Raw genomic sequence first — 25,640 nt, forward strand, 5'->3', positions numbered from 1 at the left:
GAAATGGTTCAGTTCGTCCTCACGAGGCTCCTCCGGGCTGTCATCACGATTGCCGCCGTCGTCACCTTCGCATTTGTCGTGCTGCGCATGTCGGGCGATCCGGCACAGGTGATGCTCGGCCCCGACGTGCCGCAGGAGTCGGTCGACGCTTTCCGCCGCGCCTGGGGGCTCGATCAGCCGCTCTGGGTACAATACTTCGCCTATCTCAAATCGATCCTCACAGGCGATTTCGGCGTCTCGATGCGCGACAAGGCCCCAGCCATCCAACTGGTGCTGGAACGCGTGCCTGCCACGCTGCAGCTGACGCTTCCAGCCCTCTTCCTGAAGCTCCTGATTGGCATTCCGGCCGGCGTCTATGCCGCCCTGCACCGGCAGAGCGTCACGGATCGCGGCGTGATCCTGGCTTCGATCATCGGCTTCACGATACCGTCCTTCGTGTTGGGGTTGCTCCTCGTGCTGATCTTCTCGGTGACGTTCGGCGTGCTGCCGTCAGGAGGACAGGACACCTGGATGCACGGCATCCTCCCGACGCTTACCTTGAGCATCGGCGGCATCGGCATTCTCGCCCGCTTTTCGCGTAGCGCCATGATCGAGGTGATGGGCCAGCCATTCATCCGCACGGCTTCGGCCAAGGGCCTGAAATGGCGCGAGGTCGTCTGGGGGCACGCGCTGCCCAATGCCGCGATCCCGATCGTCACGATAGTGGGCTTCATGGTTGGTTCGCTCATCGCCGGCGCCGTGGTGGTGGAATCGATCTTCTCATGGCCGGGGATCGGCAGGCTGCTGGTCGTATCTGTCACGAACCGCGACCTCGCCGTCGTGCAGTGTATCCTCCTCATCATCGCAGCCGCCATGGTGATTTCCAACCTGGTTGTGGACCTCCTCTACGGCTGGCTCGACCCGCGACTGCGCGCGCATGTCGCGCATTAGGTAACAGGAAGAAGGCATGTCCTCGGCAGATCTGACCCAAACGCAACAGACGCCACGCCCGGCTTTCGGCATTCTGGCCCGCATTCGCCGTCAGGTGCCGGCTTCCGTAGGGTTTGGCATCTTGTGGCTCGCTGCCATGGTGCTGATTGCGATCCTGGCCGATTGGCTGCGTCCCTACGGCATCACCGCCATGGATCTGACCAGCCGCCTCTCCCCGCCGGGAACCCCCGGCCATTGGCTGGGTACCGACGAGCTTGGCCGGGACGTGCTCTCCCGCCTCATCCAGTCAATCCGCGTTTCGCTGGTCATCGCCTTCGGCGCGACCATCATCTCCGCCGTCTTTGGAACTACGCTCGGCTTTCTGGCCGCCCAGTTCCGCGGCACGGTCGAGCATCTGGTGCTCGTGCTTGCAGACTTTCAAGCCGCCTTGCCCTTTCTCATCATGTCGCTGGCAGTTCTGGCCTTCTTTGGCTCCTCCATGATGCTCCTGGTCTGCCTCATGGGCTTCTACGGCTGGGAGAGATATGCGCGCATAGCGCGCGGGCTTGCGATTTCGGCCGGGGCGCAGGGCTATGCCGCGTCTGTGGTCCAGCTTGGGGCCAACCCCGCCCGCGTCTATTTCCGGCACATATTGCCCAACGTCGCCTCGACGCTGATCGTCTCGATGACACTCACCTTTCCCGAGATCATTCTCATGGAAAGCGGGCTCTCCTTCCTCGGCCTCGGCGTGCAGCCGCCGGAATCGAGCCTCGGCAACATGGTCGGGTTCGGGCGTGAATATCTCACCAGCGCACCATGGATCATGCTCGCGCCTGCGGCCGTGATCATGGTGACAACGCTTTCCATATCGCTTGTCGGGGACTGGCTTCGCGACAAGCTCGACCCAACCATCCGCTAAGAGGTAGCCATGACACTGATCACCGGCCATCGCGGAGCCCGCAACCTCTGGCCTGAAAATTCCCTGACCGGATTTCGTAACGTGCTTCAGCTTGGCGTCGACGCCATCGAGTTCGACGTTCATCTGACGCGTTCCGGCGAGCTCGTCGTCATTCACGATGCGACTCTTGACCGAACGGCCGAAGGCTCGGGACCCGTCCGGGATCTGACGCCGCAAGCGCGTCTTGAAACGAAGCTGAAAGACACCGACGAGTGCATACCCACGCTTGCCGATGTGCTCGAAATTCTCAAGCCTTCGGACGGGCCGACGCTGCACGTGGAGATCAAGGTGGACGAAGCCGGACTGCCCTATCCGGGCATTGCCGGTCTTGTCGCGCGGGAGCTTTCCCGCTTTGCAGTGGACCAGCGTGCTGTCCTCACCTCCTTCGATACGTCGATCCTGGAGGACTGCCGAAGACATGCGCCGCAGGTCTCCCGCCTCGTCTCGGTCAATGCCGCCTGGGCGCAAAAGCAGGGCGGGCTTGCTGCATTCCTCGATCATGTGGAACCGCTCGTCAAAACCGTCGCGATCCATCACGAACTGATGGAGGCCGAGTGGGCGCTGATCCGCAAGCGGCTGCCGCTGGAGCGTCTCTGCGTCTGGACCCTCAACGATGAGCCGCTCATCCGCCAGTGGCTGGAGCGCGGCATCGGCCACCTCACCTCGGACCAGCCCGACCTTGCGCTCTCCCTACGGGCTTCGCTTCAGAAGTCATCCAACCCCGCAATGGCTGGATAAGCCAGCCTCCCTAATCCATCGGAGACAGACAATGGCCAATATCATCGCGACGGGCTTCAATGCCGGTTCTATCGACGGGGAGCTCTTCAGCCTCGAGGCAGAGCTGCGGCGGCTGGCCGAGATCGGCGTTGACACGGTCGAGCTGGGGCTGACCAGCATCGACCTCATCAGCGGCGGCCGCATCATCAGGGAACGGGCGGAGAGGCTGAAGGCGCTCACGGCGCAATTTCCCTTCCGCTATACCGTTCACGGCCTGGTTTCCTCGAACTTCATGGATCCTGCGACCCTGCGCTACCAGATGGATGCCGCCAAGGCGCTGATCGAGATCTGTGACCAGATCGATGCCCGGATAATCGTCCAGCATGGCGGGCATCTGCGCGCGGACCAGCTCTTCGACCGCGCGGCGGCGGATGAGCGCGAACGCGAGGCGCTGTTCGAGCTTGCCGAGTTCGCCCGTCCTTATGATGTGCGCATTGCGTTCGAGAACATATTCACCACCGAGCCGGGGCAATACCGCCAGACGCCGGCCGAGGTTGCGGCCACGGTGAAGGCGGTCAACCACCCCAATCTCGTGGCGCTGATCGATTTCAGCCACGCCTACATCGAGTCCACCTATCGCGGGCTGGATTTCCGCGAGCAGCTGCGGGCCATGGCGCCGGTTGCCGGGCACCTGCACGTGCACGATTCTTTCGGCCGCCCGATCGGCTTTTACAAGCCGTACCATCTCCAGGAAGCCACCGCGCTGGGACTGGGCGTCCTGCACCTGCCGCTTGGCTGGGGAGATATGGACTGGGAAGACATCTTCAGCGAGCTGGAGTTCCTGCCGGGCACTGTGATGATGATGGAGATCAATCATCGCTATCGCAGCGAGCAACCCGCTAGTCTCGAACGCGCCCAGCAGCTGATGGCGTTGAACGCCCGACGCATTTCAATCGCAGCGGAATGACAGAGTGCTAGTGCCACCTTGCAAGCGAGGGTGACGAGCCTTGCAAACCTGCCGCCTGGCAGGCTCTGGCGGCAGGACACGAGGCGGAGCTTCGGATTCATAGAAACGAAAGGCAATCGCCGGAATCCCGTCAGAGTCCGGCGATCACCTTGGTCATCGTGCCATATCTCGGGGGGCGGCTACTCGTAGCGATCGTGGCGGCGCACCCAGTCCATTCCCCGGGCCTCGTTGCGGCCCTTCGGAGCGAGATCGAGCATGTTGTAGGTGCCCATCATCACCTCGACGCCGCGCCCGTAGGTGGAATAGGTGCGGAAGACCTCTCCCGCGTCGTCCTTATAGAAGGCGCTGACGCCGGGCCATTCCTCGCCGGTTTCCTGCCATTCGCCGAAATTGTAGTCGATGTGCCCGCTGGCCACCTCCTCGGGAGTGAAGCTGACGCGGAAGTCGTAGTTGAAGTCGGTGCCGAAGGACGACACCCATTTGAACTGCCAGCCCATGCGCTTGCGGTAGCGCTCGATGTCGGCAAGCGGCGCGCGCGAAATCGCGATCATGGTGACGTCGTGATGCGCCAGGTGCTTGTTCATGCCATCTGTGTGATCGGCCATGTAGGAACAGCTCGGGCAGCCTTGCTCCCATCCCGGCGCTAACATGAAATGCTGCACCAGAAGTTGCGATCGACCGTCGAAGAGATCGGCCAGCGTGCGCGGGCCCTCCGGCGTGTCAAATACGTATTCCTTGTCGATGCGCACCCAAGGCAGGGCGAGCCGCTCACGAGCGACCTTGTCACGAAAACGCGTGAGTTCCTTCTCGGCTTTCAGAAGGTCCCGGCGGGCTGTCAGCCAGTCATCGCGTGAAACAACAGCGTGTTGCATTGTCAGTCTCCTTCGGTTTGAGTGACGGGCGTGTTGGGGCGCTGCGAACGGGCGGAAAGGAGCTTCATCCACGGCGATAGGTGAAAGAGGCTCATCAGCACGTACATGAGGGCCATGTCGTTGATCGGCACGAAAGGCGAGGCGGCAGCGCACATCATCATGCCGGGCGAGCCGACGGCAGAAATCCAGGCCATCAGCGCGAAGGTCGGGGTGGCGGCAAGTCCTAGCCGGCCTGCCGCATCGAGCGCCGGCTTGGGCGACGAAGCGACCACTTCTGTTGCTGTGCGCATTGTCATTTCCGGTCCTCTCATCGTATTCGCCGTTTGCAGCGGTTGCGATACCAAGACGGTAGCTCGGGCAGAGGGCCTGGTGAGAGTTACAAGTGTGACGGGATTTCAATGGACTCGCTGATCACCGCCGCTGCACGCGCTCTCTCGGCTGGCGACCCCCTCGCTGCGCTGAAGAGGGTCGCATTGCGCGATGACCCGCCCGCACTGGCGTTGCGTGGCATCGCGATGGCGCAGCTCGGCGACCTCACGCGCGCCAGGGAGCTTCTGCGAAGCGCGGCACGTGCCTTCGGCCCGAAAGAGCCTGTGGCCCGTGCGCGTTGTGCCGTCGCCGAAGCCGAAATCGCCCTTGTTACGCGCGATCTTGGCCGGTCGTTGCAAACGCTCGACGCAGCGCGGGCGGTGCTCGAAGCTTCAGGCGACCGATGGAACGCAGCGCACGCTGCCTATCTCGAAGCCCGGCATCTTCTCCTGATCGGCCGTCTCGATGAAGCTGAAAAGGTGCTCGATGCGTTCGATGCCGGCGCTCTGCCACCCGCTTCGCTGGTCGGGCGCGAATTGGTGGTGGCGGGCATAGCCATCCGTCGCATCAGGACGGAGCCAGCGAGAACCGCTCTGGAACGGGCAAGACGGGCAGCGGAAGACGCGCGCATTCCAGCGCTTTTGGCCGAGGTCGACCAGGCAGTGCGGGCGTTCGGGGCCCCGGCGGCGCGCTTCGTGAGACGCGACGTCGAGCGGTTGCTCCATCTCGAAGAGGTCGAAAGGCTATTTGGCTCCGATACGCTCATTGTGGATGCCTGCCGCAACATCGTACGTGCGGGGACAAAGATCGTTCCGCTCGCCGCCCGTCCGGTGCTGCTCGCACTCATCCGTGCCCTTGCGGAGGCATGGCCGGAGGATGTACCGCGCGAAACGCTTCTCCAACGTGCTTTCCGGGCACGGCATTCCGACGAGTCGCATCGCGCGCGATTGCGTGTCGAAATTGCCCGGCTGCGTGAGGCGATCAAACCGCTGGCGGCGCTGAGTGCAACCAAGCGGGGCTTTGTCCTGCGGCCTCACGCTGCGGGCAGTGTTGCCGTGCTGGCCCCGCCCATCGAAGGCGATCATGCAGAAGTGCTCGCTCTGCTCGGCGACGGCGAAGCCTGGTCGAGTTCCGCATTGGCACTGGCTCTGAGCGTTAGCTCGCGAACGGTACAGCGGGCACTCGAAGAGCTTGCCCAGGACAACAAGGTCGAGGCCTTCGGGCGCGGGCGGGCCCGCCGCTGGATCGCTTCGAGCGTGCCGGGATTCCCGACAAGCTTGTTACTCCCCGCCGCGGGAATTTCCAGCTAGGATAAAGACATGAAACATTCAGCTGTCGAAATCATCCGTGAATATGGTCCCTTTCCCGATGTGGACGACGTGGCCGGCGTCAGCTTCGACGGCAGTCAGATCTGGTTCGCAGCCGGCGAAAGGCTGAACGCTCTCGATCCCGAAAGCGGGGAAATCTTGAGATCGCTCGATGTCGCCGCCCATGCAGGGACCGCTTTCGATGGCGAGCACCTGTTCCAGATTGCCGATGCCGTGATCCGAAAAATCGATCCCAAGACCGGCGAGGTTGTCGCCACAATACCCGCGCCCGGGCGTGGTGGTGACTCGGGGCTGGCCTGGGCGGAGGGCTCGCTCTGGGTAGGGCAGCATCGCGGGCGCAAGATCCATCAGGTGGACCCCGAGACCGGAGAAGTGCTGCGCACGATCGAATCCGATCGATTCGTCACCGGCGTCACCTGGGTAGACGGCGAGCTTTGGCACGGCACATGGGAAGACAGCGGGAGCGAACTCCGCCATATCGACCCCGAGACAGGTGAAGTGCTCGAGCGATTGGATATGCCGCCGGGAACCGGCGTTTCAGGGCTGGAATCCGATGGCGGCGACCGCTTTTTCTGCGGAGGCGGAAGCAGCGGAAAACTAAGAGCCGTTCGTCGGCCCCGGCAGAGCCTTTGAGCGTGGACTTACGGCCAAATGATGATCCGACGAATGGCCGCTTTTTGGTGGTGCCCCTCAAGAAGCCGACCGACAGAAAACCACCCATCTCAGCCGTTCGCGTTTTTGGATTCGCAGGCTAATCCCTTGCCGCATCCGTGATGCGGAATTGCACGGAGCGGCTGCCATTCCAGTGGTTGACGGCGAGCGTTCCGGCCACATGGACCGAAGCTCCGCGGCTTGCGAAAAGAAAATTCCCCAGATCCGTTTCGGCGGCACGGAAGGCGATCGCCTGGAGGCGAGCGCCAGAGAGCGACCTTAGATCGGCGCGGATGTGGCCGTTGCCGACCAGTTTCGCATCGGCCAGCCGATGGCGCGGCAAAGCCAACACAGGAGCCGGATGACCGGAACCATACGGGCCGGCTGCCTCCAAGGTCTCCAGAAGCTCCAGCGTTGCGCCTTCCGCCGAAAGGGCGGCATCGATCCTGAGGCTTTCGGACTGGCGCAGAAGCGAAACGGCGCCGGCGGCCTTCTCCTCAAAGAATGCACGCAAGGCGCCGAGCTTCTTCCGCTCGACCGTAATCCCCGCCGCCATGGCATGTCCGCCGCCTTTGACGAGAAGTCCCTCGGAGACCGCGTCGCGCACCAGCCGGCCGAGATCAAAGCCCGTAATGGACCGGCCGGAGCCCGTGCCCATGCCATTCATGTCGAAGGCGATCGCAAATGTGGGCCGGCGCGCGTGGTCCTTGAGCCGCGAGGCAATCAGCCCGACAATTCCGGGGTGCCAGGTGTCGCTTGCCGTCACCAGCACGGCGGGTCCATCTCCGCTCATCAGTTCGGCATCCGCCTCCGCCCGCGCTTCGGCCAGCATGGCCGTCTCCATCGCCTGGCGCTCCTGGTTCAGACGATCGAGCGTGGCGGCGATCGATTCCGCTTCGCCCGGCTCCACGGTGGCGAGCAGCAGGCTGCCCAAGGCCGCATTCCCGATGCGCCCGCCAGCATTAATGCGCGGCCCCAGAAGAAAACCCAGGTGATGGCAATTGAGCGGTTCACCGATACGCGCCACCCTGGCGAGCGCGGAAAGGCCCGGCGTTCTCATCTGCCGCGCCGCAAGCAGGCCCTTTGCCACGAATGCGCGGTTGACGCCGACCAGCGGCACCACATCGCAGACTGTGGCAAGCGCCACCAGATCGAGCATGGAAAGAAGATCCGGCGGCGGCGTGGCGCGCAGCTCCTCCCTCAAGATGCGGGTGGTCTGTACCAGGGCGAGGAAGACGACCCCCGCGGCGCACAAATGTCCCTGGCCGGAAAGGTCATCCTCGCGGTTCGGATTCACGATGGCAACGGCCTCGGGCAGGTCGCCTCCCACCTGATGATGATCCAGCACGACGACTTCCGCGCCCATTTCATTGGCGGCGGCTATGGAAGGAGCGCTGTTGGTGCCGCAGTCCACGGTGACGATCAGCTTTGCGCCACGACGGATCAGTTCGCGCATGGCATCGGGATTGGGGCCGTATCCCTCGAAAAGGCGATCGGGGATATAAATCTCCGCCGTGACGCCGTAGTGGGCCAGAAAGCGCTTCAGGATGGCAGAGGAGACCGCGCCGTCGACATCGTAATCTCCGAAGATCGCCACGCGCTCCCCGGCATGCACCGCGTCCGCTATGCGGCGGGCCGCCTTCTCCATATCGGTCAGTCCGGCCGGGTCGGGCAGCAGGTCGCGGATGGAAGGAGTCAGAAAACGTTCCGCCTCCTCAAGCGCGACGCCGCGGCCTGCGAGCACGCGCGCCACGATCTCAGGCACGCCGTGGCTCTGCGCAATTCCAAGCGCGACGTTCTCACCGCGCGAGTCGAGCCGGTGTTCCCAGCTCACACCCCGCGCGGACTGTCTCACGCCCAGGAAATATCGCTTCTCGCCGCTCAAACCAGTCTCCGTCCGTTCTAGCGCATCGGCTCGAAAACCGGGATCGGTTTTCGGAAAGCACGATGCGTAGAATCAATAACAGCGTCCTTTGTGCGTCCTAAAAGGACGCATGGCGCTGTCGGGACGATAGACGTTTGAGCGGCGGAATTGGAAAAAATTCAGAACTTTTCCAAATCTTGATGCCGCGCCTTGATCTCACGGACCGTGCGTGAGGAAGAGCGCATGACGATCGTATGGGTCTGGATCGAATCGCGGCCGAATTTCACGCCCGCGAGCAGATTGCCGTCTGTCACACCCGTCGCGGCGAAGAGCACATCCCCGCTCGCCATCTCCTCCATGAGATAGATCTTGTTGGGATCGGAAATTCCCATATTGGCCGCGCGCGCCACCTTTTCCTCGGTGTTGAGCTGGAGCCGGCCCTGCATCTGGCCACCGATGCAGCGCAGCGCCGCCGCGGCAAGAACCCCCTCGGGGGCGCCGCCGATTCCCATATAAATGTCGATGCCGGTATTGTCCGGATCGGTGGTGTGGATGACGCCTGCCACGTCGCCGTCACCGATAAGCCGGATGGCGGCTCCGGTGGCGCGGACCTCCTCGATCAGGCGCGCGTGGCGCGGGCGATCAAGAATGCAGGCGGTGATCTCCGAGACCGGCACGCCCTTCGCCTTGGCAAGATTTTCGATGTTTTCGGCTGCCGGCGCATCCAGGTTCACAATGCCTTCCGGATAGCCGGGTCCGACCGCGATCTTCTCCATATAAACGTCCGGCGCGTAAAGCAGGCTGCCGCGCTCGGCGATCGCGATGACCGCCAGCGAATTGGGAAGGTTCTTCGCGCAGATTGTGGTGCCTTCGAGCGGATCGAGCGCGATATCGACAGCCGGGCCCTCACCAAGGCCGACCTCCTCGCCGATGTAAAGCATCGGCGCCTCGTCCCGCTCGCCCTCGCCGATTACGACCGTACCCTGGATCGGCAAACGGTTCAGTTCCGAACGCATCGCGTCCACGGCCACCTGATCGGCGGCTTTCTCATCACCGCGCCCGCGCAGCCTTGCCGCGGCGACCGCCGCCCTCTCCGTCACGCGGACGAGTTCGAGCGTCAAGATTCGATCGAGGCCGGCCTGTGGGCTTTTCGGCATGAAGGTCATCCCTGTTCTCCCGGAAAATAGGCGCGGAAAGACCACCCGCGCCAAATGCTTGTCAACTGTTCTGGCAAAGACATCGAAGGACGGCAAGTCCCCCACCACCCCGCCTAGCAATATGAATCGATTGAATAATTATGGCGGGCAATTTGCTTATCGGCCATGCGTCCTGGCCGTCCCGGGCTCGCGCGACTGAACCACTGTTGAACAAATTTTGAACCAGCCCGTCCCGCGTCTCGTTTATGCGTGCTTTTCTTTGCGAAATTCCGATTTTGTTTCCGATACTTACCAAATGCCGGGTCCAAGGCTGCCACGGGATTGCCTCGAAAAGGCCCAAGTCTTTTCATCCGCAGGCGATCTGGTACATAATCGCGCCTTCCCAAGACGGAGGCCACGATGAATCCTCTGCTCCAAAAATTGGCGTCCAGCCTGATACAAAGCGGATCGCTTACGATCACGGATGCGGATGGGGGGGTGCACCGGTTCGGTGACGGATCGGGCGAGCCTGTTCATATCGTCATCCATTCCCGTCGCGCCGAGCGCGCCATTGCCCTTGATCCCATGCTGTCCGTTCCCGAAAGCTATATGGGGGGCGAAGTCGACTTCCTCGAAGGCGATCCGCTGCGTCTTCTCAAGGTGGCATACCAGAATTTCGAACACGGCGGCGCGGAAGCCCTCGCGATGAAGGTCGGCGAGGGTATCCGCTACCTCTTCCGCAGATTGCATCAATTCAATCCAGCCGGCCGTTCCAAGCGCAATGTTGCGCGCCACTACGACCTCTCCGGCGAGATGTACAAGCTCTTCCTCGACGAGGACATGCAGTATTCCTGCGCCTATTACCCTGATCCGGACATTTCTCTGGAGGAGGCCCAAAAGCTCAAGAAGAGTCACATCATGGCAAAGCTGGCGCTTGAGCCCGGCCAGAAGGTGCTCGATATCGGCTCGGGCTGGGGCGGGCTTGGCCTCGATATTGCTCGCCAGTTCGATGCCAATGTGCTGGGCGTCACGCTTTCGGAGGAACAGCACGCGGTATCGCAGCGGCGCGCGAAGGAGGCAGGCCTAGCCGACAGGGCGCGTTTCGAAATCGTCGACTACCGCGCGCTCAAGGGTCCCTTCGACCGAATTGTCTCGGTCGGCATGTTCGAGCATGTGGGCATCAATCACTACCGCACCTTCTTTAAAAAATGTGCGCAGCTTCTGGCCGATGACGGGGTGATGCTTCTCCACACGATCGGCCGCACCTCCGGCCCGTCGGTGACAAACGCTTTCATCCGCAAATACATCTTCCCCGGCGGCTACATCCCTGCCCTGTCGGAGGTCGTGCCGGCCATCGAAAAAGCCGGCCTTATCATCAGCGATATCGAAATCCTCAGACTCCACTACGCCGAGACCCTGAAAGGCTGGAGAGAGCGCTTCATGGCCAACCGCGCCAAGGCAGTGCAGATTTATGACGAGCGCTTCGCGCGCATGTGGGAATTCTACCTTGCAGGCTCCGAAGCATCTTTCCGCTGGCAGGACATGGTGAATTTCCAGATCCAGATCACCAAGCGACGCGATGCGCTGCCAATAACCCGCGACTACATGACCGAGACCGAAAGGCGGCTCACCGCACGCGAAAACGGAACGGCAATTCCCGACGCCGCCGAATAGGAATATAATCCGGAAACGAATCAGGTCACTGTCAAGCCGTAAGAGAGCTTTGCAGCCTCGACAGTGATTCGTTCCGTGGGTTGGTGTGGATATCGTGCTCAATGATCGGATTGTTTGCTTCTATGGCCAGATCGGGGAGCGCCCTCACTTACATCACCGCCCCCGAGAGGTTATGAGAATGCTCAAGGGGGGCGCCGGACCGTATCAGCTGTTTTCCGGCCGCCATTCGTAAGATGGAAATGTTATGGCCGACGCAGTCCGCAAGTTGAATCCGGCGGAGACGCCGCTTTATCGGGAGCCGCCGAACAATATCGAGGCCGAACAGGCCTTGCTCGGAGCGATCCTGGTCAACAATGATGCTTTCTACCGGGTTTCGGATTTCCTGAAACCAAACCACTTCTATGAGCCCCTGCACCGGCGGATCTATGAGATCGCGGCGGAGTTCATCCGCATGGGCAAGATCGCAAGCCCCATCACCATCAAGACATTTCTGCCGGCGGAAGAAAAAGTAGGCGAACTGACGGTCGCCCAGTATCTGGCGCGTCTTGCCGCCGAGGCCGTCACCATCATCAACGCCGCCGACTACGGCCGCGCCATCTATGATCTTGCCGTCCGCAGGGCGCTGATCACCGTTGGCGAGGACATGGTCAACATCGCCTATGACGCCCCCGTGGACATGGCCCCGCAGTCTCAGATCGAGGACGCGGAGCGCCGGCTTTTCGAACTGGCGGAGACCGGCCGCTACGATGGCGGCTTCGAAAGCTTCGGGGACGCCACCAAGACGGCCATCGACATGGCCAACGCCGCCTTCATGCGCGATGGAGGCCTTTCCGGCATTTCAACGGGCCTGCGCGATCTCGACCGGCGCATGGGCGGGCTGCAGCCCTCCGACTTGATCATTCTCGCCGGGCGTCCGGGCATGGGAAAGACCTCGCTCGCCACCAACATCGCCTTCAACATCGCTGCCGCCTATGAGCCTGCGCAACAGGCGGATGGCTCCTTTAAGGCCGCCAATGGTGGCGTCGTCGGCTTCTTCTCGCTCGAAATGTCGTCAGAGCAGCTCGCCACGCGTATCATCTCCGAGCAGACCGAGATCCCCTCCTCCAAGATCCGCCGTGGCGAGATTACGGAAGCGGAGTTCGAGAAGCTTGTGGCTTGCGCGCAGACGATGCAGAAGATCCCGCTCTTTATCGATGCGACCGGCGGCATTTCCATTGCGCAGCTTGCCGCGCGATCGAGGCGGCTCAAGCGTCAGCGCGGGCTCGACGTTCTGGTCATCGACTATGTGCAGCTCATGCAGGGTTCCTCCGCCAAGTCGCAGCAGAACCGCGTGCAGGAAATCACGGAGATCACTACCGGCCTTAAGGCGCTCGCCAAGGAGCTTGGCGTACCGATCATCGCGCTCTCCCAGCTCTCGCGTCAGGTGGAAAGCCGCGACGACAAGCGGCCGCAGCTTTCGGACCTGCGCGAATCGGGCTCCATCGAGCAGGACGCCGACGTGGTGCTGTTCGTCTACCGCGAAGAATACTATCTCAAGAATAAGGAGCCCAAGCCAGGCTCGGAAGAATATCTGAGATGGGAAGCGGATATGAACGAGGTGCGCGGCAAGTCCGAGGTGATCATTGCCAAGCAGCGCCACGGGCCTACGGGAATGGTGCCCCTTGGCTTCCAGGGCGAGTTCACGCGCTTCTTCGACCTTGCGGAGGATTCGCACCTGCCGGAGCGTTTCGAATAGCGGTGCCTGTTCCGTCGCATATATCGGATACAGGCCCGCCGCCTCATCTGGCGGGCGGGCGACTGACGGTCGACCTTTCCGCGCTTGTGGCGAATTACCAGCTTCTTGCCCGGCGGTCCGCGCCCGCCGGAGCGGCGGCGGTCCTGAAGGCAGACGCCTATGGGCTGGGGCTGAAACCTGTTGGCTCGGCGCTTTGGGCAGCCGGGTGCCGCCGCTTTTTCGTGGCGCTGCCGCAGGAAGGAATTGAGCTGCGCGCCATCCTTCCCGAGGCGGAGATCTTCGTTCTTACCGGCCTTTTCGCCGTTGAATCAGCCGCAGCCTATCGCGAGGCTCGACTGATCCCGGTCCTTAACTCCCAAAGCGACATCTCCATTTGGGAAGCACATGGCTGGAATGATCAGCGTTCTCGCCCCTGCGCTGTTCATGTCGACACCGGCATGAACCGGCTTGGCCTTACCCCCGAACGGGCGCGCTCGCTCGCGGAGGAGAACGCGCTGACCGGCGCCCTTACCCCCATCCTGCTGATGAGCCATCTTGCTTGCGCGGATACTCCCGACCACCCGCTGAACCGTCGGCAACTCGAATTGTTTCAAGCAGTTCGGACGCTTTTCCCACAAAGCGAATCAAGTCTCTGCAACTCCGCAGGCATCTTTCTCGGGAGCGATTTCCTTTGCGATCTCACCCGCCCCGGTATCGCTCTTTATGGAGGCGCGCCCGTGAAAGGCATCGCAAATCCGATGCGAGCGGTGGCGACGGTGGAGGCCCGTGTGGTTCAGGTTCGGCACGTGCGCGCGGGGGAGACGGTGAGCTATGGGGCGACGCCGCTTGCGCGCGATAGCGTCATCGCCGTTTGTTCGGCAGGCTATGCGGATGGATACCACCTCGCCGGCTCCGGCGACAGGGTGCCGCTCAGGCGTGCCGTCCGCAAAGCTGCCGAAGGCTTCATTCACGGGCGCCGCGTGCCGGTGGTCGGTCGCGTCACTATGGATCTCACGCTGTTCGACGTTACTGAAGTCGGCATGGATGTTATTGCGCCGGGCGATCACATCGAGCTTTTCGGACCGAATATGCCGATCGATGAGGTGGCCGAAGCGGCAGGTACGATCGCCTACGAGCTGCTGACCTCGCTGGGACGGAGATATTATCGCGAATATGTCGGAGGGGTCGTGTGACGGCAATCCTCATATCCTGCTCCCCGCACGCTCTCCTCTGGGCTAGGACCAGGGCCAGCCGCCGGATGGTCAGCAAATAATGGCCAAATCTCGCTTTCAGTTCGTCTGCCAGAATTGCGGAACCGTCCATGCGCGCTGGGCCGGGAAATGCGACGGCTGCGGCGAGTGGAATACGCTTGTCGAGGAAGGCACCGCGAGCGGTATAGGCACCGGACCGCAGGCGCTCAGGAAGGCACGCCCCGGGCGGCCCGTCGCGCTTACCACGCTTGCCGGCGATATCGAGGATGCGCCGCGCATCATCACCGGTATCGGCGAACTGGATCGGGCGACCGGAGGGGGCTTCGTGCGCGGCTCTGCCCTTCTGGTCGGCGGCGATCCGGGCATCGGCAAATCCACGCTTCTCACGCAGGCGGCCGCGGCACTGGCCTCCAGAGGCCACCGCATCGTCTACGTTTCCGGCGAAGAGGCGGTCGCGCAGATCAGGTTGCGGGCGCAGCGGCTCGGCGTGGCGAACACCGCGGTGGAACTGGCTGCGGAAACCAATGTGGAAAACATCCTTACCACCATAGAGGACGGCAAGCGCCCAGACCTCGTGATCCTCGATTCCATCCAGACGCTCTGGACGGACATGGTGGAATCCGCGCCCGGCACCGTAACGCAGGTTCGCGCCGCCGCGCAGGCGATGATTCGCTACGCAAAATCCACGGGTGCGGCCATCGTGCTCGTCGGCCATGTGACAAAGGAAGGCCAGATCGCCGGCCCGCGCGTGGTCGAGCACATGGTGGACGGTGTCCTCTATTTCGAGGGTGAAGGCGGGCACCATTACCGCATCCTGCGCACCGTGAAGAACCGCTTCGGCCCCACCGACGAGATCGGCGTCTTCGAAATGGGGGATCGGGGCTTGCGCGAGGTGCCGAACCCTTCGGAACTTTTCCTCGGAGAACGCAGCGCCGCCGCGCCGGGAGCTGCCGTTTTTGCCGGAATCGAAGGGACGCGGCCCGTGCTTGTGGAAATCCAGGCGCTCGTCGCCGCCTCCCCGCTCGGCACGCCGCGGCGCGCTGTCGTCGGGTGGGACGGCGCCCGGCTTTCCATGGTGCTCGCCGTGCTAGAGGCCCATTGCGGCGTGCGCTTCTCCACCCATGACGTGTATCTGAATGTGGCGGGCGGATACCGCATATCGGAGCCCGCGGCGGACCTGGCGGTGGCGGCCGCGCTCGTCTCCTCCGTCACCGGGCTTGCCCTGCCCTCGGATTGCGTCTATTTCGGCGAAATCAGTCTCTCGGGTGCGGTCCGGCCCGTTGCGCATGCAGCGAGCCGGCTCAAAGAGGCCGAAAAGCTGGGCTTCACGCAAGCCGTCATGCCGCCGGCCAATGAAGAGCTGGCGGGCGGGATTGCAGCCAACGCTTTCAAACCCGAGGGATTGGCCGATCTCGTAGCCCGTATAGCGGGGTCGCGGGTACGGGAGTAAAGAATAGCCTTGCGCCGCGTCAGGAGCAGTGAAAAAGATCCTGCCGTGAAGAAAAACTGGGGTGCTGATGCCAATCACGCTGCTTGACGGCATTCTCGTGGGCTTTACGCTGGTCTCGGCGATGCTCGCCATGGTGCGCGGCTTCTCGCGCGAAGTCCTCTCCATCGCCTCGTGGGTGCTGGCGGCGATAGCCGCCTATTTCCTTTACCCGGTGGTACTGCCCTACCTGACGCCCTATATAGACAATCCGATGCTCGCGGTTGTCGCGTCGGCTGCGGCGGTGTTCTTCGTTGCGCTGATTATCGTCACGATCATCACCATGAAGATCGCCGACTTTATCGTCGATTCGCGAATCGGTGCGCTGGACCGCACGCTTGGCTTCCTTTATGGTGCCGCGCGTGGTGTCTTGGTGGTGGCGGTGGCGCTTTTGTTCCTGAATTGGCTTTTGGGATCAAACCCGCCCGCATGGATCACGGAAGCAAAGTCCCGCCCGCTCCTCGAAGGGGTGGGAAGCTGGCTGCAGAGCCTATTGCCCGAGGATCCCGAGACCACCATATTCGACCGTCTGTCGCCGAATGCGCCCGAAGCCGATCCTGCGCCTAACACGGGATCGCCTCAACAGGGAGCGGCGGACGGAGCTGAAACAAGCAACTGACGGTCTGTGATGGCCGCCGAGCACACCAACTGAAACGAGGCGGCCAGTGATGGCGGAACGTGAGAATTTGCCTCTGATGGGCGAAGCCGACGATCATTTCCACGACGAATGCGGGGTGTTCGGCATTTTCGGGCGCCAGGATGCGGCTGCTATCGTCACCCTGGGACTGCATGCCCTCCAGCATCGCGGCCAGGAAGCGGCAGGTATCGTGTCATTCGACGGCAGCCAATTCCATGTCGAACGCCATATCGGCCTGATCGGCGATACGTTCACAAAGCCTGCGGTCCTTGAGCGCCTCAAGGGCTCGCGTGCAATCGGCCATACCCGTTATTCCACCACCGGCGGCTCGGGCCTGCGCAATGTGCAGCCCTTCTTTGCCGAGCTTTCCGACGGCGGGCTGGCGCTCGCCCATAACGGCAATATCACCAACGCGATGACTGTGCAGCGCCGGCTGCAAAAGCAGGGCGCAATTTTCTCCTCCACCTCCGACACCGAAACGATCCTCCACCTGGTGGCGAGCAGCAAGGAGAACAATCTCAACACACGGTTCATCGATGCGGTGCGGCAGCTGGAAGGCGCTTTCTCGCTCGTGGCGCTCACATCCAAAAAGATGATCGGGTGCCGAGATCCGCTGGGCATCCGCCCGCTGGTGCTGGGTGATCTCGACGGCGCCTATATACTGGCTTCCGAGACCTGTGCGCTTGACATTATCGGCGCACGTTTCGTCCGCGACCTCAATGCCGGCGAGATGGTAGTCATCACCGAGCACGGCATTGAAAGCCACTTTCCCTTTGAACCCGTACGCCAGCGGTTTTGCATCTTCGAATATGTCTATTTCGCCAGGCCGGATTCCTCCGTCGAAGGGCGCAATGTCTACGAGGTGCGCAAGCGCATTGGCGCGGAGCTCGCGCGGGAAAACCCGGTCGAGGCCGATATCGTCATTCCGGTGCCCGATTCCGGCACGCCTGCCGCTATCGGCTTCTCGCAGGAAGCTGGAATTCCCTTCGAGCTCGGCATCATCCGCAACCATTATGTCGGCCGCACCTTCATCCAGCCGACGGATGCCATCCGCCACATGGGCGTGAAGCTCAAGCACAATGCAAACCGGCGTTCCATCGAAGGCAAGCGCGTCGTGCTGGTCGACGATTCGATCGTCCGCGGCACGACGAGCCAGAAAATTGTGCAGATGGTCCGCGAGGCGGGCGCGAGGGAAGTCCATATGCGCATTGCCTCACCGCCGACACGCGCTTCGTGCTTTTACGGGGTCGATACGCCACAAACGGCGAAGCTGCTGGCCTCGCGCATGTCCGTCGAGGAGATGGCCGACTTCATTCGCGTCGATTCTCTGGGTTTTCTATCGATCGACGGGCTCTACAGGGCGGTCGGTGAAGCGGCGCGTAACGGTGAGGCACCGCAATTCTGCGATGCCTGCTTCACCGCCGAATATCCGACCCAGCTTACCGACCACCATGGTACCGACAATGTACGCCAGCTGTCGCTGCTCGCGGCGGGCGGGCAATAGTGACATTCAAGGTGTGACGAGCTTCAGGCCGATAATGCCGGCCACGATCAGGCCGATGCAGGCGAGCCGGATGGCCTCGGCCGACTCGCCGAAAAGCATAATGCCGAGAATGACGGTGCCGATCGTGCCAACGCCGGTCCAGATCGCATAGGCCGTCCCAAGCGGGAGGGTGCGAAGCGCGATCCCGAGAAGGCCAAGGCTGACGATCATGGAGAGGATGGTCCAGACCGTCGGCCAAAGCCGGGTGAAGCCGTCCGTGTATTTCAGTCCGACCGCCCATCCCACTTCAAAGAGGCCAGCGGCAAACAGTGCAAACCAGGCCATGCTGATCTCCACAATAGCGATGAGGCCGTCCTCATCCGGATAGAAGAAAGCAAGGCCGTCCCTGCACCGCCGATATAAAGGTACCGGCCGGTGGCCGCAACACGGACCAGCGGGTTTCCCCCCGGCGCAATTCATACTAATACCGGCCCAAAGCACTCTCAGGGAAAGACGCATGCCCAATTCAATGGACCTCAGCGGACGCATCGCCCTCGTTACCGGCGCCTCCCGCGGCATCGGCTATTTCCTCGCCAAGGGGCTGGCGGCCGCCGGCGCCCATGTGATCGCCGTTGCCCGCACTGTCGGCGGTCTGGAAGAGCTGGATGACGAGATCAAGGCGGCGGGAGGTCAGGCGACCCTTGTGCCTCTCGACTTAACCGACATGCCGGCGATCGATCGTCTCGGCGGCGCAATCCACGAGCGCTGGGGCAAGCTGGACATTCTGGTGGCCAATGCGGGTATCCTCGGCGTGATCTCACCCATCGGCCATGTGGAGGCCAAGACGTTCGAAAAGGTGATGGCGGTCAACGTCACCTCAACCTGGCGGCTCATCCGCTCCGTCGACCCGCTGCTGAGAGCTTCGGATGCCGGGCGCGCCATTGTCATGTCTTCAGGCGCTGCGCATTCCGCGCGCGCATTTTGGGGGCCTTACGCGGCCTCTAAAGCCGCCGTGGAGGCGCTGGTGCGCTCGTGGGCGGATGAAACGAAAAACATGCCAATTCGTGTCAATGCGGTAGATCCGGGCGCCACGCGCACCGCCATGCGCGCTCAGGCGATGCCCGGCGAGGACCCCGACACCTTGCCCCATCCGCGCGACGTGGCGGAAAAGATCCTGCCGCTGGCAAGCCCGTCTATTACAGAAACCGGGCTCATCTATAACGTGCGTCTCGGGCGCTTTACACGTTATAGTATGCCCGAATAGCATCCACGGATCGGATTGACCTTGTCTGTCCTTCCGCTACCCTGCTCGCAAGTGGTCAGAAGAAGCCATTTAAGGACTGTATTGCATCGGCGACGGTCCCCCCTCGCCTCATAATTAGGATGATGCTTCAATTCTTTTGGAGGATGCCCAGTGAAGAGAGCTGAGCAATGCTGACTGCCGTCACAATTTTATGCGCGATCGCAGCCATCTGGCTGGCAGTCGCACTTTTTCTAATGATGCGTCTCGGCATCAACCTGCATCAGGCGATGCTGTATGTGCCGTTGAAACTGTTCTTTCGTATCAGCGATACACCGATACGCCAGGCGCACAGCACGGAGCCGCCGATCATTTATGCCATATGGCACCGCTCCCATCTTGAACCTGCCCTGATGCTGTCGCTGCTTCCTCACGACACGCTCCACATTCTCGACGAGGAGTCCGCGCGCAGCTTATGGCTCGACCCGTGGCGGGCGCTCGCCCGCACCATCGCCTTCAATGCGCACCATGTTTTCGTCAGCCGCAGACTTGTGCGCCGGTTGAGAGGCCGGGGACGTCTTGCCGTTTACCTGCCCGATGACGAAGCGCCCGATCCCAAAGCGTTCAGGCTTTTCCGGGCCATCGCCCGCATCGCCACGAATGCGGAAGCGAAGATCCAGCCGATCCATGTGGAAGGTGCGGAACATTCGCCCTTTTCACTGACACCGGGGATGAGACGCCGGCTTGCGCCGCGATTTCGGATCACCGCTCTCGAACCATTGACGATCGCGCAGATGGTGGCCCTTGCCGATGATGAAAAGCCGAGGGGGGCGAACGCCTTCTTCGATCGGATGCTTGCGGTGCGCCGTCAGGGCGTTGCGCGGGAAGAAGTGCACGAGCCAGCCTGATCAGGACGCGCTCAGCCACCCTCTTTCGCAGCGGCTTTCTCCTCGAGTTCAACGCGTCGCGAATAGGCGCGGGCACTCCAGATGAGCGAAACGAGATAGATGATCGCTGAAATCGCCATTGTAAGCCAGGTGTAGCTGGCAAGCAGCAGCGCATAGAAGACGATGCCCAGCATCAGTGGAATGGCAAACTCCCGCCTCACGCGGCTGCCCGAAGCCTTGCCCGAATAGACGGGCAAGCGGCTTACCATCAAAAACGCGATGGCAAGCGTATAAGCGCAGGCGGCCAAAGCCACCGGGCGGCTCGCCTCCAGCCCAAGAAAGCCCAGATAGACCGGCAGCATGACCAGCACCGCCCCCGCCGGGGCGGGAACGCCTACGAAATAGTCCATTTGCCAGGCAGGGCGATTGGGGTCGTCCAGCATCACGTTAAAGCGCGCAAGCCTCAAGCCGCAGGCGATTGCGAAGAGAAGCGCCGCGATCCATCCGATGGCCCCTGCCCTATCGAGAAGAGAGGCGTAGAGCACCAGGCTGGGCGCCACGCCGAAGTTGACGATATCGGCGAGCGAGTCCATCTGCTCGCCGAATTTGGACGATGCCTTCAGCACGCGCGCCACCCGCCCGTCGACCGCGTCGAGAAAGGCGGCGATCAGCACCATGATCACCGCCAGTTCCATGCGGTGCTCGAATGCGAGCCGGATGCCGGACAACCCCGCGCATATGGCAAGCACTGTGATCAAGTTCGGGACCATCAGGCGCAGCGGGATTTCACGGATGCGGCGTCCGCCTCCGCCATGAGGCTCGAAGGGAGGAAAAGGACCCGACATCAGGAAACTCTTACCAGAGGAGGAGGTGCGTTGCTGCCGAATTCGGCGATGATTGTCTCGCCGCCCACGGAGACCTGCCCCACTGCTACACGCGGGCGTGCTTCCCTGGGCAGGTAGACGTCGACACGCGATCCAAAGCGGATAAGTCCGAAGCGCTCGCCGACGGAAATTTCTCCCGGCGCCTCCGCCCAGCAGACAATGCGGCGTGCAATGAGACCGGCGATCTGCACCACTGCCACGGGACCATACGGGCTTTCGATTATGAGGCTGTTGCGTTCGTTCTCCATGCTCGCCTTGTCGAGATCAGCATTGAGGAACTTGCCCGGCCGATGCTCTATCAGCGAAATGCGGCCACGCACCGGTGCACGATTGATGTGGCAGGAAAAGACGTTCATGAAAACGGAAACCCGCGTGAACTCTCCGGAAAGCCCCAGCTCAGGCGGCGGCAGCGCAGGCCCGACCGAGGAGACGATCCCGTCAGCCGGTGCGATCACCAGCCGATCGTCGACCGGGGTAATGCGCTGCGGATCGCGGAAGAAATAGGCGCACCAGGCGGTTAGCAGCAAGCCGATCCAAAAAAGCGGCTCCCATAAAAGCCCAAGGATTACCGAGCCGATCCCAAAAGCGGCAATGAAGCGATACCCCTCCCGGTGGATCGGCACCAAACTGCTTCGGATTGTGTCAGCTAGGCTCATGGTCGTCCGCATCCCCGGCAGATCAAATGTGGGCTTCCTATCGGAAAGGGCGGCCTCCTGCAACGCGGACCCCGATCGGGTGATGTAATAAATTGTGATCGATGCAAGTGGAAGCCTCGCCCTGTCGGGTTCGGCAGCGTGCTCTACCTGCTTTTATGCACCTTTATGCACGGTGCGTTTGCAGGGAGGCCTTCATGAAACACCAGAGCCAGCAACAATTGGCAGCGGCGGCAACAACCTTTCCGGCACCGCCGCAGCCAAGGCTATCACGTCGCGAGCGCATCGAGCGCTGGGCAACGCTTCTAGAGCGCCATGGAGGGGGATTGAACGCGCTCAGGCGCGTCGAATATCTCTCACCTGAGGAGCGTAGGGAATATCGGGGCCTCAACACCCCACTCACGGTCGCCTTTGATGATCCTGTTCTGCGCGAGGAAGGCCTCAAAAGCGACCGGCTCGGCGACGCGATGGACTTCTTCGAGCTGAACGATCACGATACGCACCTTCTTTTGTGCGATTGCCGCTATCAAGGCACTATGACAGGCTCGCTCCTCGCCAGCCGCTTGCGCCAGCATATGGAAAGGAAGGAACGCCGCTCAAGGCTGCTAAACGTCGTAAGTCGTTTCTTCCGTTTTGCTTGACCCAAGCGTTCGCATACTCATGCTAGATTGGAGCCGCTGGAAACAGCGGCTCTTTTTCAATGGTGGAGTGGCGGGCGCCTATTTGCCAGCCTGGCGGAGCAATCCCAGATCGTCCTCACTGAGAGCGAGCCGCGCGCCGCGGATGAGGCTTTGAAGCTGCCCCACGGACGTGGCGGAGGCAATCGGGGCGGCAACGCCCGGCTGTGCATTGATCCAGGCCAGCGCGATCTCGGCATGTGCTGCGCCGGTGTTTGCGGCCACCTTGTCCATCGCCTCAAGGAGGCGCACTCCTTTGGAATCGAGATATCGCGCCATACCCTTCCCACGGGGACTTTTGCCGTAATCGGCTTCGGAACGATATTTTCCGGTGAGGAAGCCGGAAGCTAGCGAAAAGTAGGACATGAGACTCAGCCCTTCGCGCAGCACCAGTTCCTGAACCTCGCCCTCGTACTGGCCGCGCGTGTACAGATTGTACTCGTTCTGCAGCGTCTCGTAGCGTGGGAGCTCCTTTTCCTTCGATGCCGCCAAGGCCGCCGACAGCAGCTTCGCATCATAGTTGCAGGTGCCGATGTAGCGGACTTTTCCGGCCTTGATCAGCCGGTCATAGGCCGAAAGCGTCTCCTCGTGGGTGACGGTGGGATCGGGCCAATGGCTCTGATAAAGATCGATATAGTCGGTCTGCAGGCGCTTGAGCGAGGTGTCCACTTCCTGCTCGATCCACTTCGCCGAAAGGTCCTTCTTGCCCTGGCCCATGTCCGAGCCGACCTTGGTGAAGATATGTACCTTGTCCCGGTTGCCGCGCTCCTTGAGCCAGCGCCCGATGATCTTTTCGCTGTCGCTGTCGTTTCCCGGCACCCACCGCGAATAGGAATCTGCAGTATCGATCGCAGAGAAGCCCTCCGCCACAAAGGCGTCCAAAATCGTGAAGGACGTCTTTTCGTCCGCGGTCCAGCCAACCACGTTGGTTCCAAGGATCAGGGGAGCGATCTGAATATCCGTCCGTCCAAGCCTGCGAAGTTTCATCTCTGGTCTCCTGTGATTGCCTGGGGAGGCGGTATTCACGCGATGTTAGATCCGCTTAGTGTTTCCACTTTTCCTGCAATTGCTCTAGTAGGCCGGCACCCCACGCGCCACGACACCCATCTCGTCGCTTTCGCGCGCCCGGCGCAGCCGCTCCTCCGCCTCGCTTGCCTCGCGCTGGCGAGCCCACATATCGGCATAGAGGCCGCCGGCCTTCAGCAGGGTGCGGTGCGTGCCCCGCTCGGAAATGCGGCCATCCTTCAAGACGATGATCTCGTCGGCGCCAATGACCGTCGATAGACGGTGAGCGATAACGAGTGTGGTGCGCCCCTTGCTTACCAGGTCGAGCGCGGCCTGAATCTCCTGCTCGGTATGCGTATCCAGCGCAGAGGTCGCCTCATCGAGGATGAGGATGGGCGGCGCCTTGAGAATGGTTCGAGCGATCGCAACGCGCTGCTTCTCCCCGCCTGAGAGCTTCAGGCCGCGTTCGCCCACCATGCTGTCATAGCCGTTGGGCAGGCTTTCAACAAAAGCGCCGATCTGGGCAAGCTCGGCGGCGCGGCGCATCTCCTCATCGCTGGCGTCGGGCCTGCCGTAGCGGATGTTGTAGGCTATCGTGTCGTTGAAGAGCACCGTATCCTGCGGCACCATGCCGATTGCCGCGCGCAGGCTTTCCTGGGTCACATCCTGTATATTCTGGCCGTCGATCAGGATCTGTCCCTGATTTATGTCGTAGAACCGGAAAAGCAGACGGGAGATCGTCGACTTGCCCGCTCCCGACGGTCCGACCACGGCAACCGTTTTACCCGCCGGGATCTCGAAGCTGATGCCCTTCAGAATCGGCCGGTTCGCATCATAGGCGAAGGAGACGTTCTCGAATTGCACCCGGCCTTCCCCGACCTTCAGCGGCCCGGCGCCCGGCTTGTCCTTCACTTCCGGCGGCACGTCGAGCAGATCGAACATTTGTTCGATGTCCGTCAGCCCCTGGCGGATCTCCCGGTACATAAAGCCGATGAAATTGAGCGGCACGGAGAGCTGCATCAGCATGGCATTGATGAATACGAAATCGCCCACGGTTTGCGTACCCCGCGTAACTTCCCACGCGGAAAGGCCCATGGAGGCCATCATGCCCAGCCCAAAGATCACGCCCTGGCCAAAATTAAGCCAGCCAAGGGAGGTCCAGGTCCTGGTGGCCGCCTCCTCGTACCGCGCCATGGAAGCGTCGAAGCGGCGTGCCTCCATCGCCTCGTTGTTGAAATATTTCACCGTCTCGAAATTCAGTAACGAGTCGATCGCCTTTGTGTTCGCCTCCGTGTCGGACTCGTTCATCTGGCGCCGGATATGGATGCGCCAGTCGCTCGCCTTGATCGTGAACCAGACATAGAGCCAGACGGTCACCGCCATGATCGCCACATATTGCCATCCATAATTCAGTGCAAAGATGATGGCGACGAGCGAGAACTCGATGACCGTCGGCACCGCACTCAGCAGCGCCAGCCGCACGATGGCCTCAATGCCCTTCACGCCGCGCTCGATGATGCGCGAGAGTCCTCCCGTCTTGCGCTCCAGATGGAAGCGCAGCGACAGGGAATGCATATGAACGAAGGTGCGATGCGCAAGCTGGCGAACGGCGTTCTGCCCGACGCGCGCAAATAGCGCGCTGTTGAACTGCTCCAGGCCAATGTTGGTGATGCGCATGAGATTATAGGCAACCACAAGCATCAGCGGCGCAGCGAGAAAGGCTGGCAGATAGGCCGGCAGCGCGCTACTGCCAGACAGGGTGTTCGTTGCCCATTTGTAGAAGAAGGGTACGAGGACCAGCACCACCTCGGCGAGCAAAAGGAAAACGCCGGCAATAGCCACCCGCGCCTTGAGATCCGGCCTGCTGGACGGCCAGATATAGGGCCACAAATTGGCGAGCGTGCTCAGCAGGGAGCCGGAGTCGGCGGAAACGGTCTTGGAAGGCATAGGGCTCAATTCTTCTCGATTTGCGATGCGTCCGCGGCGGCGGTGCATTCGGACAGAAGATTGCTGATGGCAGCGGAAAGCGCTCGTAGCGCTTCGCGGTCCACCGTATAATTGGAGCGCTGCGCCTGAGGGCGTACCCGCAACAGACCTGCCTCAAGAAGCACTTTGAGATGCTGCGACACTGTGGATTGAGCCAGCGGCAGCCGGCCTGCGACATCCTTGCAGCAGCACGCCTCGGCGCCAGAAAGCTGGCGAAGAATCTCGATGCGTACAGGGTGGGAAAGAGCGGCTAGGCCGCGCGCCAGCGCTTCCGGCGAGCAGCATTCAAATGCAATCTTTGGTTGGCGTTCGTTCATCGTTCATCGTCGATATACGATGCAAGCCAATCTTGCAATACTCCGCTGACCAACTTTCGCACAATTGCCTCCTCA

Annotated in this window: 25 protein-coding genes; 15 read left to right on the plus strand and 10 right to left on the minus strand. The window is 61.8% G+C overall.

Features of this window, described 5'->3' with window-relative positions; translation table 11 throughout:
- Window positions 1-3 precede the first annotated feature (3 nt).
- The 4 genes from GNP00_RS02785 to GNP00_RS02800 are packed head-to-tail and all read left to right on the plus strand — an operon-like array spanning window position 4 to window position 3,551.
- Window positions 4-930 carry an ABC transporter permease gene (locus tag GNP00_RS02785; protein WP_011580338.1) on the plus strand — a complete coding sequence of 309 codons (927 nt, stop codon included), beginning with the start codon at window positions 4-6 and terminating at the stop codon, window positions 928-930.
- 16 nt (window positions 931-946) lie between these two features.
- Entirely contained in the window at window positions 947-1,828 is an 882-nt protein-coding gene (locus GNP00_RS02790) for an ABC transporter permease (RefSeq protein ID WP_011580337.1), read from the plus strand.
- A gap of 9 nt (window positions 1,829-1,837) precedes the next feature.
- Window positions 1,838-2,605 carry a glycerophosphodiester phosphodiesterase family protein gene (locus GNP00_RS02795; RefSeq protein ID WP_011580336.1) on the plus strand — a complete coding sequence of 256 codons (768 nt, stop codon included), beginning with the start codon at window positions 1,838-1,840 and terminating at the stop codon, window positions 2,603-2,605.
- Between the two features lie 31 nt (window positions 2,606-2,636).
- Window positions 2,637-3,551 carry a TIM barrel protein gene (locus GNP00_RS02800; protein WP_166015710.1) on the plus strand — a complete coding sequence of 305 codons (915 nt, stop codon included), beginning with the start codon at window positions 2,637-2,639 and terminating at the stop codon, window positions 3,549-3,551.
- A gap of 179 nt (window positions 3,552-3,730) precedes the next feature.
- Here GNP00_RS02800 and GNP00_RS02805 read toward each other — a convergent pair whose 3' ends face one another.
- On the minus strand, window positions 3,731-4,423 hold the full coding sequence (locus GNP00_RS02805; RefSeq protein WP_011580334.1) for a DUF899 domain-containing protein: 693 nt from the start codon (window positions 4,421-4,423) through the stop codon (window positions 3,731-3,733).
- Between the two features lie 2 nt (window positions 4,424-4,425).
- Window positions 4,426-4,719, minus strand: a complete 294-nt coding sequence (locus GNP00_RS02810; RefSeq protein WP_041544559.1) for a hypothetical protein — start codon at window positions 4,717-4,719, stop codon at window positions 4,426-4,428.
- Between the two features lie 102 nt (window positions 4,720-4,821).
- On the opposite strand from GNP00_RS02810, the gene GNP00_RS02815 reads away from it, so the two are divergent.
- Together GNP00_RS02815 and GNP00_RS02820 are read left to right on the plus strand one after the other, a co-directional pair.
- Window positions 4,822-6,042 carry an ATP-binding protein gene (locus tag GNP00_RS02815; protein ID WP_011580332.1) on the plus strand — a complete coding sequence of 407 codons (1,221 nt, stop codon included), beginning with the start codon at window positions 4,822-4,824 and terminating at the stop codon, window positions 6,040-6,042.
- Between the two features lie 9 nt (window positions 6,043-6,051).
- Window positions 6,052-6,693 (plus strand): Vgb family protein, encoded by a 642-nt coding sequence (locus GNP00_RS02820; RefSeq protein WP_011580331.1) that lies wholly within the window; start codon window positions 6,052-6,054, stop codon window positions 6,691-6,693.
- 118 nt (window positions 6,694-6,811) lie between these two features.
- Here the strand turns inward: GNP00_RS02820 and recJ are convergent, their stop codons facing one another.
- Together recJ and glpX are read right to left on the minus strand one after the other, a co-directional pair.
- Entirely contained in the window at window positions 6,812-8,596 is a 1,785-nt protein-coding gene (gene recJ, locus GNP00_RS02825; RefSeq protein WP_011580330.1) for a single-stranded-DNA-specific exonuclease RecJ, read from the minus strand.
- Between the two features lie 158 nt (window positions 8,597-8,754).
- Window positions 8,755-9,732: a class II fructose-bisphosphatase gene (gene glpX, locus GNP00_RS02830; protein ID WP_041545174.1), complete on the minus strand. Its 978-nt coding sequence runs from the start codon at window positions 9,730-9,732 to the stop codon at window positions 8,755-8,757.
- 399 nt (window positions 9,733-10,131) lie between these two features.
- On the opposite strand from glpX, the gene GNP00_RS02835 reads away from it, so the two are divergent.
- From GNP00_RS02835 to purF, 6 genes are all read left to right on the plus strand, one after another.
- A complete protein-coding gene (locus GNP00_RS02835) occupies window positions 10,132-11,385 on the plus strand; it encodes a cyclopropane fatty acid synthase (RefSeq protein WP_011580328.1) in 1,254 nt (417 codons plus the stop codon).
- Window positions 11,386-11,629: 244 nt separating this feature from the next.
- Window positions 11,630-13,120, plus strand: coding sequence for a replicative DNA helicase (locus GNP00_RS02840; RefSeq protein ID WP_011580327.1), 1,491 nt, complete (start codon window positions 11,630-11,632; stop codon window positions 13,118-13,120).
- A 2-nt stretch (window positions 13,121-13,122) separates the two neighbouring features.
- Window positions 13,123-14,292, plus strand: a complete 1,170-nt coding sequence (alr, locus tag GNP00_RS02845) for an alanine racemase (RefSeq protein ID WP_011580326.1) — start codon at window positions 13,123-13,125, stop codon at window positions 14,290-14,292.
- A gap of 79 nt (window positions 14,293-14,371) precedes the next feature.
- Entirely contained in the window at window positions 14,372-15,760 is a 1,389-nt protein-coding gene (gene radA, locus GNP00_RS02850; protein ID WP_011580325.1) for a DNA repair protein RadA, read from the plus strand.
- 67 nt (window positions 15,761-15,827) lie between these two features.
- Window positions 15,828-16,415 (plus strand): CvpA family protein, encoded by a 588-nt coding sequence (locus GNP00_RS02855; RefSeq protein ID WP_011580324.1) that lies wholly within the window; start codon window positions 15,828-15,830, stop codon window positions 16,413-16,415.
- A 49-nt stretch (window positions 16,416-16,464) separates the two neighbouring features.
- Entirely contained in the window at window positions 16,465-17,937 is a 1,473-nt protein-coding gene (gene purF / locus GNP00_RS02860; RefSeq protein ID WP_011580323.1) for an amidophosphoribosyltransferase, read from the plus strand.
- Between the two features lie 6 nt (window positions 17,938-17,943).
- Here the strand turns inward: purF and sugE are convergent, their stop codons facing one another.
- Complete coding sequence (gene sugE / locus GNP00_RS02865; protein ID WP_011580322.1) at window positions 17,944-18,261, minus strand: quaternary ammonium compound efflux SMR transporter SugE; 318 nt, start codon at window positions 18,259-18,261, stop codon at window positions 17,944-17,946.
- Between the two features lie 172 nt (window positions 18,262-18,433).
- Between sugE and GNP00_RS02870 the strand changes: the two genes are divergently transcribed.
- Both GNP00_RS02870 and GNP00_RS02875 read left to right on the plus strand, forming a co-directional pair.
- Window positions 18,434-19,180 carry an SDR family NAD(P)-dependent oxidoreductase gene (locus GNP00_RS02870; protein WP_011580321.1) on the plus strand — a complete coding sequence of 249 codons (747 nt, stop codon included), beginning with the start codon at window positions 18,434-18,436 and terminating at the stop codon, window positions 19,178-19,180.
- A 167-nt stretch (window positions 19,181-19,347) separates the two neighbouring features.
- Window positions 19,348-20,064 carry a 2-acyl-glycerophospho-ethanolamine acyltransferase gene (locus GNP00_RS02875; protein ID WP_011580320.1) on the plus strand — a complete coding sequence of 239 codons (717 nt, stop codon included), beginning with the start codon at window positions 19,348-19,350 and terminating at the stop codon, window positions 20,062-20,064.
- Window positions 20,065-20,075: 11 nt separating this feature from the next.
- On the opposite strand, the gene pssA is transcribed toward GNP00_RS02875, so the two are convergent.
- Together pssA and GNP00_RS02885 are read right to left on the minus strand one after the other, a co-directional pair.
- A complete protein-coding gene (gene pssA, locus GNP00_RS02880; RefSeq protein WP_011580319.1) occupies window positions 20,076-20,888 on the minus strand; it encodes a CDP-diacylglycerol--serine O-phosphatidyltransferase in 813 nt (270 codons plus the stop codon).
- On the minus strand, window positions 20,888-21,583 hold the full coding sequence (locus GNP00_RS02885; RefSeq protein ID WP_011580318.1) for a phosphatidylserine decarboxylase: 696 nt from the start codon (window positions 21,581-21,583) through the stop codon (window positions 20,888-20,890). Before GNP00_RS02885 ends, pssA begins: the two co-directional genes overlap by 1 nt.
- Window positions 21,584-21,777: 194 nt before the next feature.
- Between GNP00_RS02885 and GNP00_RS02890 the strand changes: the two genes are divergently transcribed.
- A complete protein-coding gene (locus GNP00_RS02890) occupies window positions 21,778-22,221 on the plus strand; it encodes a hypothetical protein (RefSeq protein ID WP_011580317.1) in 444 nt (147 codons plus the stop codon).
- Between the two features lie 78 nt (window positions 22,222-22,299).
- Here the strand turns inward: GNP00_RS02890 and GNP00_RS02895 are convergent, their stop codons facing one another.
- From GNP00_RS02895 to GNP00_RS02905, 3 genes are all read right to left on the minus strand, one after another.
- Window positions 22,300-23,244, minus strand: a complete 945-nt coding sequence (locus GNP00_RS02895) for an aldo/keto reductase (RefSeq protein ID WP_011580316.1) — start codon at window positions 23,242-23,244, stop codon at window positions 22,300-22,302.
- A gap of 84 nt (window positions 23,245-23,328) precedes the next feature.
- Window positions 23,329-25,209 carry an ABCB family ABC transporter ATP-binding protein/permease gene (locus GNP00_RS02900; protein WP_011580315.1) on the minus strand — a complete coding sequence of 627 codons (1,881 nt, stop codon included), beginning with the start codon at window positions 25,207-25,209 and terminating at the stop codon, window positions 23,329-23,331.
- Window positions 25,210-25,214: 5 nt separating this feature from the next.
- Window positions 25,215-25,565: an ArsR/SmtB family transcription factor gene (locus tag GNP00_RS02905; RefSeq protein ID WP_011580314.1), complete on the minus strand. Its 351-nt coding sequence runs from the start codon at window positions 25,563-25,565 to the stop codon at window positions 25,215-25,217.
- Window positions 25,566-25,640: the final 75 nt, after the last annotated feature.

It is taken from the genome of Chelativorans multitrophicus, from assembly GCF_011317445.1.
GTDB lineage: Bacteria > Pseudomonadota > Alphaproteobacteria > Rhizobiales > Rhizobiaceae > Chelativorans > Chelativorans multitrophicus.

What these genes read in the sequence shown, in the direction of transcription:
- GNP00_RS02785 (WP_011580338.1), top strand. Translation starts at nt 4, where the DNA reads ATGGTTCAGTTCGTCCTCACGAGGCTCCTCCGGGCTGTCATCACGATT.
- GNP00_RS02790 (WP_011580337.1), top strand. Translation starts at nt 947, where the DNA reads ATGTCCTCGGCAGATCTGACCCAAACGCAACAGACGCCACGCCCGGCT.
- GNP00_RS02795 (WP_011580336.1), top strand. Translation starts at nt 1,838, where the DNA reads ATGACACTGATCACCGGCCATCGCGGAGCCCGCAACCTCTGGCCTGAA.
- GNP00_RS02800 (WP_166015710.1), top strand. Translation starts at nt 2,637, where the DNA reads ATGGCCAATATCATCGCGACGGGCTTCAATGCCGGTTCTATCGACGGG.
- GNP00_RS02805 (WP_011580334.1), bottom strand. Translation starts at nt 4,423, where the DNA reads ATGCAACACGCTGTTGTTTCACGCGATGACTGGCTGACAGCCCGCCGG.
- GNP00_RS02810 (WP_041544559.1), bottom strand. Translation starts at nt 4,719, where the DNA reads ATGACAATGCGCACAGCAACAGAAGTGGTCGCTTCGTCGCCCAAGCCG.
- GNP00_RS02815 (WP_011580332.1), top strand. Translation starts at nt 4,822, where the DNA reads ATGGACTCGCTGATCACCGCCGCTGCACGCGCTCTCTCGGCTGGCGAC.
- GNP00_RS02820 (WP_011580331.1), top strand. Translation starts at nt 6,052, where the DNA reads ATGAAACATTCAGCTGTCGAAATCATCCGTGAATATGGTCCCTTTCCC.
- glpX (WP_041545174.1), bottom strand. Translation starts at nt 9,732, where the DNA reads ATGCCGAAAAGCCCACAGGCCGGCCTCGATCGAATCTTGACGCTCGAA.
- GNP00_RS02835 (WP_011580328.1), top strand. Translation starts at nt 10,132, where the DNA reads ATGAATCCTCTGCTCCAAAAATTGGCGTCCAGCCTGATACAAAGCGGA.
- GNP00_RS02840 (WP_011580327.1), top strand. Translation starts at nt 11,630, where the DNA reads ATGGCCGACGCAGTCCGCAAGTTGAATCCGGCGGAGACGCCGCTTTAT.
- radA (WP_011580325.1), top strand. Translation starts at nt 14,372, where the DNA reads ATGGCCAAATCTCGCTTTCAGTTCGTCTGCCAGAATTGCGGAACCGTC.
- GNP00_RS02855 (WP_011580324.1), top strand. Translation starts at nt 15,828, where the DNA reads ATGCCAATCACGCTGCTTGACGGCATTCTCGTGGGCTTTACGCTGGTC.
- purF (WP_011580323.1), top strand. Translation starts at nt 16,465, where the DNA reads ATGGCGGAACGTGAGAATTTGCCTCTGATGGGCGAAGCCGACGATCAT.
- sugE (WP_011580322.1), bottom strand. Translation starts at nt 18,261, where the DNA reads ATGGCCTGGTTTGCACTGTTTGCCGCTGGCCTCTTTGAAGTGGGATGG.
- GNP00_RS02870 (WP_011580321.1), top strand. Translation starts at nt 18,434, where the DNA reads ATGCCCAATTCAATGGACCTCAGCGGACGCATCGCCCTCGTTACCGGC.
- GNP00_RS02875 (WP_011580320.1), top strand. Translation starts at nt 19,348, where the DNA reads ATGCTGACTGCCGTCACAATTTTATGCGCGATCGCAGCCATCTGGCTG.
- pssA (WP_011580319.1), bottom strand. Translation starts at nt 20,888, where the DNA reads ATGTCGGGTCCTTTTCCTCCCTTCGAGCCTCATGGCGGAGGCGGACGC.
- GNP00_RS02885 (WP_011580318.1), bottom strand. Translation starts at nt 21,583, where the DNA reads ATGAGCCTAGCTGACACAATCCGAAGCAGTTTGGTGCCGATCCACCGG.
- GNP00_RS02890 (WP_011580317.1), top strand. Translation starts at nt 21,778, where the DNA reads ATGAAACACCAGAGCCAGCAACAATTGGCAGCGGCGGCAACAACCTTT.
- GNP00_RS02895 (WP_011580316.1), bottom strand. Translation starts at nt 23,244, where the DNA reads ATGAAACTTCGCAGGCTTGGACGGACGGATATTCAGATCGCTCCCCTG.
- GNP00_RS02900 (WP_011580315.1), bottom strand. Translation starts at nt 25,209, where the DNA reads ATGCCTTCCAAGACCGTTTCCGCCGACTCCGGCTCCCTGCTGAGCACG.
- GNP00_RS02905 (WP_011580314.1), bottom strand. Translation starts at nt 25,565, where the DNA reads ATGAACGAACGCCAACCAAAGATTGCATTTGAATGCTGCTCGCCGGAA.